This window comes from Nostoc sp. CALU 546 (genome assembly GCF_048836525.1).
In genome coordinates this window covers 4,316-11,074 of record NZ_JAWJTF010000167.1, presented here as the reverse complement: position 1 = coordinate 11,074, position 6,759 = coordinate 4,316, and the positions used below count along the sequence as shown (strand labels likewise).

The 6,759-nt window shown below is 41.6% G+C and carries 6 protein-coding genes; 3 read left to right on the top strand and 3 right to left on the bottom strand.

The annotated features are described in order from the left end of the window. The 3 genes from RRG12_RS40440 to RRG12_RS40430 all read right to left on the bottom strand — a co-directional run. On the bottom strand, positions 1-981 hold a 981-nt coding region (locus tag RRG12_RS40440), incomplete at its 3' end, for a trans-sulfuration enzyme family protein (RefSeq protein ID WP_420763078.1). Between the two features lie 13 nt (positions 982-994). Further along, complete coding sequence (locus tag RRG12_RS40435) at positions 995-2,356, bottom strand: cystathionine beta-synthase (protein WP_420763077.1); 1,362 nt, start codon at positions 2,354-2,356, stop codon at positions 995-997. Positions 2,357-2,440: 84 nt separating this feature from the next. Further along, positions 2,441-3,631: a pyridoxal phosphate-dependent aminotransferase gene (locus RRG12_RS40430; RefSeq protein ID WP_420763076.1), complete on the bottom strand. Its 1,191-nt coding sequence runs from the start codon at positions 3,629-3,631 to the stop codon at positions 2,441-2,443. Between the two features lie 180 nt (positions 3,632-3,811). On the opposite strand from RRG12_RS40430, the gene RRG12_RS40425 reads away from it, so the two are divergent. From RRG12_RS40425 to RRG12_RS40415, 3 genes are all read left to right on the top strand, one after another. Continuing rightward, positions 3,812-4,411, top strand: a complete 600-nt coding sequence (locus RRG12_RS40425) for an MBL fold metallo-hydrolase (RefSeq protein ID WP_069072532.1) — start codon at positions 3,812-3,814, stop codon at positions 4,409-4,411. A gap of 224 nt (positions 4,412-4,635) precedes the next feature. Continuing rightward, positions 4,636-5,913, top strand: coding sequence for an NAD(P)/FAD-dependent oxidoreductase (locus RRG12_RS40420; RefSeq protein ID WP_420763075.1), 1,278 nt, complete (start codon positions 4,636-4,638; stop codon positions 5,911-5,913). A gap of 64 nt (positions 5,914-5,977) precedes the next feature. After that, positions 5,978-6,529, top strand: a complete 552-nt coding sequence (locus RRG12_RS40415) for a DoxX family protein (RefSeq protein WP_069072535.1) — start codon at positions 5,978-5,980, stop codon at positions 6,527-6,529. Positions 6,530-6,759: the final 230 nt, after the last annotated feature.

Sequence of the window (6,759 nt, the reverse complement as noted above, 5' to 3'; positions counted from 1 at the left end):
CACACCACCCAAACTTTCAGCCAGCAAAAATAACTTGAGTCGAGAAGCGAATCTTTCAACCTCAACAAAACCACCTTTTAATTCCAAACTAATCATCCCCCCAAAGCCAGACATTTGCTCTTTTGCTAATTTATGTTGTTCATGACTGGATAACCCTGGATAATAAATGCGCTCAATTTTGGGATGCTTTTCTAAAAATTCAGCTAAAAATAAAGCGTTTTTTTCATGTTCTCGCATTCTCACAGCCAGAGTTTTAATTCCTCGCAGCACTAACCAGCTATCAAAAGGACTAGGAATTGCCCCGATCGCATTTTGATAAAACTTCAGTTCGGTGTATAGTTGCTCGTTAGATGTGATAACTGCGCCACCAATAATATCACTGTGTCCACCTAGATATTTGGTAGTGCTGTGAACTACAATATCAGCACCTAAATCTAACGGCGTTTGAAAATAAGGACTAGCAAAAGTATTGTCAACGACTAAGATGATATTATTTCTACGGGCAATATTTGCTAGTGCGGCAATATCAATAATTTTTAACAGAGGGTTAGTAGGGGTTTCAATCCAAATCAGCTTAGTATTTGGTTGAATGGCAGTTTCAAAATCAGCGATGTTATCAATATCTACATAGCTAGTTGTAACACCCCAATTTTTTACAACCTTTTCTAACAAACGATAAGTCCCACCATATAAATCATCACCAGCAACAATATGATCACCGTTTTTGAGTAGACTTAATACAGTTGTAGTTGCAGCCAAGCCAGAGGCAAATGCCAAACCAAATTTCCCGTTTTCAATAGAGGCTAAAGCTTCTTCTAAAGCTGTGCGCGTGGGGTTTCCCGTGCGAGAATATTCATATCCTTTATGTTTACCTATGGCTTCTTGTTCATAAGTAGAAGTCAAATAAATGGGAACAATAACAGCGCCCGTTTGTGGGTCTGATTGCTGACCTTCATGAATTGCTCTAGTCTCAAATTCCATAATTTTTCCTTGATTATTCTTGGTTTTGGCTAATCCAATATCTAATTAAATCGGCTCTGGTAATTAAGCCAATAGGAACATCATGCCGCTTAATAATAATGCCAGTGCTTCCTGATAACAGCACTCGATAAGCTTCAGAAATATCTACTTCTTCATCGAGAATCGGCAGTGGTTTACCCATAACTGCCGAAACTTCCTGATTAGAAAAGTTGATGCCATCATGGAGAAATTTCATTAAAGAGGCTTCATTGACGCTTCCTACTACATGCTTATTATCAATCACAGGTAGCTGTGAAATATTCAGCTTTTGTAGGTAGTTTGTGGCTTTACTCAAGGTATCACGAGGACTGACAGCAACTAGAGAAGGAAAATCTGTTTTTTGAGCAAGAATTTCACCAACTTTGATACTTTTTACTGTTGTACCTTCCCAAAAACCATTTTCCTGCATCCAGGCATCGGAGTAGATTTTATTAATGTAGTTTCTTCCCGTATCTGGTAATAGGGTTACAATATACTTCGGCTCTGTTAATCTGGCTGCATACTTGAGCGCTGCGGCTACTGCTGTACCACAAGAACCTCCTACCAATAAACCTTCTTCTCGTGCTAAACGACGAGCCATATTAAAAGATTCTTTATCGCTAACCCGAACCATTTCATCAACTAATTGACGATTAAATGTTTTGGGAATAAAGTCTTCACCAATTCCCTCAACTTTGTAAGATTTTGGGGTGTCACCAGAAAGAATTGAACCCTCTGGATCTGCACCAACAATTACTATATTTGGATTTTGCTCTTTCAGATATTTAGCAACTCCTGAAATTGTACCACCTGTACCCATACCCGCAACAAAAACATCAATTTTGCCATTACTATCTGACCAGATTTCTGGGCCTGTAGTTAAGTAATGTGCTAAAGGATTATTCGGGTTTTCAAATTGATTTGGTCTATAGGCTCCTGGTATTTCTTTGGCGAGTCTTTCCGCTACACCGTTATAACTTTCTGGCGAGTCAGGCGGTACAGATGTGGGAGTAACAACTACTTCTGCACCATAAGCTTTGAGTAGGTTGATTTTATCCTGGCTCATTTTATCAGGCATGACGAAAATACAGCGATACTTTTTTACTGCTGCAATTAACGCCAGTCCCACACCAGTATTACCTGCGGTAGCTTCAATAATCGTGCCGCCTGGTTGCAGTTGACCTGTTTTTTCTGCGGCTTCAATCATCGTGAGGGCAATTCTATCTTTGGTACTCCCGCCAGGATTGAGATATTCTACTTTGGCATAAATACTTGAGTGAATGTCTTCGGTAATTTTGTTTAGTCTGACTAATGGAGTTTTACCAATTGCTTGTAAAATGTTACTGTAAGTAGCCATATAGCAGTCCTAAATAATTTATAAAATCATTTATTTATCATCTTCGCTTTCCACTATTTGGGAAGATAAGAGAATAAATAAATCTTAGGATGTCGGTTGTAGATTTGATTGCAATTTGAGTAAGCGATCGCTAGCTATTTTTAAAGTCTCAGGTCTTTTGCTAAAACAAAATCTGATCAATGAATGTCCTTTTTCTGGTTCGCTGAAAAAGCTGGAACTAGGAACTACGGCCACACCAATATTTTTAATTAGATGGTAAGTGAATTCAACATCTGTTTTGTAGCCAAATTTGGAAATATCTGCAAGAACGTAATAAGCTCCCTTGGGAACGAAATAGGGAATGCCAACTTGATCTAGAATTTGTAAAATGCTATCTCGCTTCTGCTGATAAAGTTTGGCTAGTTCTTCATAATAGGATGGTGGCAGTTGCATGGCGGCAACTCCGGCTCGTTGTAATGGTGCAGGTGCGCCAACGGTGAGAAAATCATGAACTTTGCGAATAGCTCCTGTCAATTCTGGGTTTGCCAAAATGTAGCCGACTCGCCATCCGGTGACGCTATAAGTTTTGGATAAACCGTTAATAGTAACGGTGCGTTCTTCCATTCCGGGAAGGGTTGCTAGGGCAATATGTTGAGTGCCGTCATAGAGAATATGTTCGTAGATTTCATCTGTGAACGCTAACACATCCCACTTTTGACAAAGTTCAGCAATTAGGGTGAGTTCTTCACTGGTGAAGACTTTACCTGTGGGGTTGTGGGGTGTATTGATAATAATAGCTTTGGTATTGGCATTGAAAGCTTGACGTAACTGTGATTCATCAAATGTCCAATGGGGGGGATGCAGTGTCACGTAGCGGGGTATAGCACCAGCTAAAATCGCATCGGGGCCATAATTTTCGTAATACGGCTCAAATACAATTACTTCGTCACCGGGATTAACTGTTGCTAGCATCACAGATGCCATTGCTTCTGTGGAACCACAGGTAACGGTAATTTGGGTTTCGGGATCGATATCTAAGCCGAGATACCAGCGGACTTTTTTGGCGATCGCATGACGAAACGGGCGATCGCCCCAAGTAATGGCATACTGATTAACATCTGCCTGTATTGCCTCATAAGCTGCCTGTTTCAACTCCAAGGGACAGGGAAAATCGGGGAATCCCTGCGCCAAATTCACTGCATCATGTTGCAGTGCCACCCGCGTCATTTCTCGAATCACCGACTCTGTAAACTGTTCTGCCTTCGCTGATATTTTTTGGCGCACAATCTCACTCACCCCTATACCTCCGTATTGCAGTTATGCGGAAATTTCTGTAAACCCGATAGAATCCATAATATCGATAGATTTATCGTAGTATACTCAAATTCCAGATCCAGGGGGAATAGAACCTTATTATCTATATACTGAATTATTGAGATTAATAGTCAATTATTGAAGTACTGATCCAGAATCATCATGAAATCTTTGCACCGTCCCGATCTCTATAGCTGGTCTAATTTCAATCCGGCAAGAAATATTGATTTCAATGGGATTGCCTGGATTCGCCCAGATGGCAACATCTTGATTGACCCAGTAGCCCTATCAAACCATGATTGGAATCATCTGAAATCCCTCGGTGGTGTGGTTTGGATTGTGCTGACAAATTCTGAGCATATCAGGGCAAGTAAAGAAATTGCCGATCAAACATACGCTAAGATAGCCGGCCCTCTGGCAGAAAAAGACACTTTTCCCATACATTGCGATCGCTGGCTGTCTGATGGTGAAGAATTTGTCCCAGGACTGGAGGTAATTGAACTCCACGGTTCTAAAACTCCTGGTGAATTGGCTTTGTTACTGGAGGAGACAACTTTAATTACAGGGGATTTAGTTCGGGCACGGAAAGCAGGTAGCTTGACGATTTTACCAGATGACAAACTTCTGAATCGAGAGGAGGCTGTTGCTTCTGTGCAGAGGTTGGCTCAATTGAGTCGGGTAGAAGCAGTGCTGGTGGGAGATGGATGGCCTGTTTTCCGCGATGGACGCGATCGCTTGCAAGAACTTGCAGCAACGCTGTAAATGGGTGGGTGTGATTGGTCATATTAAAACACCTCTCCTTGGTTTTACTACGCAAAACCTTTCCCTCTCCGACTCGGAGAGGGACAGACTTGAGCTTTAGTTCAAGACAGGGAGAGGTCTGGCAAAATAACGTTGCTCTAAGTACTGATGACACTATCGATAATTTGTTATCAATATATTGACAGTTAATAACTTGACCGACTAGCTAAATCAAGAGGGGAAGGATGAACAGTCGCCGCGTTGTCATTGTTGGCGCTGGATTCGGTGGGTTGCAAGCTGCCCAATCTTTAGCTAATTCTGGTGCAGATGTATTATTAATCGATCGCAACAACTATCACACCTTTGTCCCGTTGTTGTATCAGGTTGCCACAGGTCAATTAGAACCTGAATACATTGCTTACCCTATCCGCACGATATTACGGCGATTCTCTTTCTTGCGGAATAAGTCTAAGGTTCAGTTTTTGATGGCTGAGGTTGAGCAAATTGATTTTTCGGGGCAAACTGTTGAAACAGATAGTTGTTCAATTACTTATGACTTTCTTGTACTTGCAACTGGCAGCCAAACCCAGTTTTTAGGAGTTCCTGGAGCTTTAGAATATGCTTTCTCGATGAGAACATTAGAAGAAGCAATAGCAATCCGAAATCACATATTCTCTTGTTTTGAAGGAGCTATCCAGGAATCTGATTCATCACGACGCCAACAACTGCTGACATTTACCATCGTCGGTGGTGGGGCGACGGGTGTTGAGGTTGTAGGTGCTTTCGTTGAAATGCTTCGAGGCCACTTGCGCCGAGATTATCCGACACTTTGGCAGCAAGTGAGGTTGATTCTCGTCCAATCTGGCGATCGCTTATTGGGCGATTTGCCAAAGAAGTTGGGAGCTTACACCCACAAACGATTACATCAACTAGGAGTAGAAGTTTATCTACAAACAAAAGTGACTAGAGTCACTTTTGAATCTTTACATCTGCAAAACGATGAGGTAATTCCCACTGCAACCGTCATTTGGACTGCGGGGTTAGAGGCGAATTATCCCACAACATCTGAGGAGGTATCTTCAGCAAAGAAGGGAAAGTTAGTTGTTCATCCCACCCTACAACTGCTAGAGCAACCCAATATTTATGCCATTGGGGATCTGGCATATATGGAACAGAACGGTAAACCATTAACTGGGGTTGCACCAGAAGCACTTCAGCAGGGTGTTGCTGTCGCTCGAAATATTCAACGGCAATTCCGAGGTAAAGCACCAGAGCCTTTTAGCTATTTTAACAAGGGAAGATTAGCGATTATTGGCTGTTATTCAGGTGTGGGAAAAATTGGCGCATTTGCCTTTACAGGATGCTTGGCTTGGCTGATGTGGCTAGGAGTTCATTTAGTATATCTTCCTGGCTATCGCAGTCGTTTGCTAGTATTACTTACTTGGTTTCACACTTACTTATTGCGCGATCGCTCAGTTCGCTTAATTCTGTCTATGAAAGAACTTAGCCCTCAAAACCGCTAAGTGCTTCCCAATTTCTGCAATTGAAATCAATTACAGTCGGCTTACCATAGTTGGAGTTCAGGCAATGAATGAAAATAGAAACTACATTAGTCTCAAATCAAAGGATGTTGCGATCGCCTATTTGTTGCTGCGAATTCTCATTGGTGTGAATTATTTTAATCACGGATTCACTCGCATTTTTAACATCCCTGGATTCGCTGAAGATACTGTCAAAGAACTAGCAAATTCTTATTTTCCAGAATTTCTGGTGAGAATCAATTCTTACTTAGTGCCCCCTGTAGAGTTAATTGTCGGCGTGTTAATCACACTTGGGTTAGCAACCAGAAGCGCTTTAATTGTCACCTTTGCCTTGATGATCATTCTAAAGTTGGGAGTGACATCAATACAAAACTGGGGTGCAGCTACTTCTATGCTTTCTTACGGGATTGTGCTGTTTATTTTGCTTGCAGGTAGTAGCTTTAATATTTACTCCCTCGATCACTGGAGAAGAAAGAGACAAAATCTTGCAGACTCAGGAGCAGATCATGAACAAGGTAGAGTCAACTTCTTTAGAAATAACTTTTGGGTAAAACATCGGCGACAGAATCGTTTGTCCAATCATAGTAATTTTAGATAATTGAGTCAGAATTCAGGAGTCAGAATTCAGGAGTCAGAATAAAGACGCGACGTTCGTTCGCCCTTGGCGTCTCCCCTTCAGAGAAGACTCGCTAACGCTACGAAGCAACGCCAGTCATACAGAAAACATTTCTGTTAGCGGATAGCTAAGGTTTAGCCCATTCTGACTCCTGATACCATTTCACGAAAATCTTGATACATATAGATTTTTCGTAGGGGTAAAGCACTGCT